Here is a 730-nt window from a genome sequence, read left to right as displayed (position 1 = left end):
CGTCTGGGATGGCTCTCAGGAGCGTATTGACCAAATCCCATTCGGCGAAACGCGTCATTATGTTCAGCGAGTTATTTATTATTACGAGAAATACACGAAACTGTATTCAGATCAATGGCAAAACAAGCAAACCTAACAAAACTAGTCTCCACAAAACAAAGAAGCATTGGACTAGCTCCTTTATGGGGGGCTTAAAGTCCAATACTTCCCGTTTGCAGATTCAGCGGCTACTTCATCTCAAGATTACTTGAATTGACCAGCCAAAGATTGTTCTGCGATTTGTACCAGGCGACGAGTAATGTGACCACCGATGGCACCAGTGTCACGAGTAGCCATGTTACCGTAGTATCCATCTTGTGGGATAGAGATACCAAGTTCTTGGGCTACTTCGTATTTCAACTGATCCAACGCTGCGTTAGCTTGAGGAACAACTAGCGTGTTGCTGTTTCCTGCGCTCATGTCTGTTCACCTCCTTGTCGGTTGGTACTAGTATTGTGCGCACTTCTTCATCGTTCATGACATGTAACATATGGTAATCCACCAGATAGAAGAGAAAGGAGAGATAGCGAATGAAATGTCCGTTCTGTGATTATTCCGGTACGAAAGTGCTTGACTCACGTTCAGCTAATGAAAACAAATCGATCCGCCGTCGCCGGGAATGTGAGAAATGCGCCCGAAGATTCACCACCTTTGAGATGGTGGAAGAAACTCCGCTTATTGTGATTAAGAA

General features: G+C 44.8%; 2 protein-coding genes and 1 pseudogene. 2 read left to right on the top strand and 1 reads right to left on the bottom strand.

From position 1 onward, the window contains the following. Positions 1-136: pseudogene (locus AC1DUA_RS39635) on the top strand (lytic transglycosylase domain-containing protein); the annotation flags it as partial. A gap of 107 nt (positions 137-243) precedes the next feature. Here AC1DUA_RS39635 and AC1DUA_RS39630 read toward each other — a convergent pair. Continuing rightward, a complete protein-coding gene (locus tag AC1DUA_RS39630) occupies positions 244-459 on the bottom strand; it encodes an alpha/beta-type small acid-soluble spore protein (RefSeq protein WP_127458075.1) in 216 nt (71 codons plus the stop codon). A gap of 110 nt (positions 460-569) precedes the next feature. Between AC1DUA_RS39630 and AC1DUA_RS39625 the strand changes: the two genes are divergently transcribed. Next, a partial coding sequence (locus AC1DUA_RS39625; protein ID WP_477504879.1) for an NrdR family transcriptional regulator occupies positions 570-730 on the top strand: 161 nt, incomplete at its 3' end.

It is taken from the genome of Paenibacillus sp. 01T422 (assembly GCF_056398785.1).
The sequence above is the reverse complement of the archived record's forward strand: the minus strand, read 5'-3'. Positions and strand labels throughout refer to the sequence as shown.

Excerpts from the sequence above, each read along its gene's own strand:
- AC1DUA_RS39630 (WP_127458075.1), bottom strand. The coding sequence starts at position 459 with ATGAGCGCAGGAAACAGCAACACGCTAGTTGTTCCTCAAGCTAACGCA.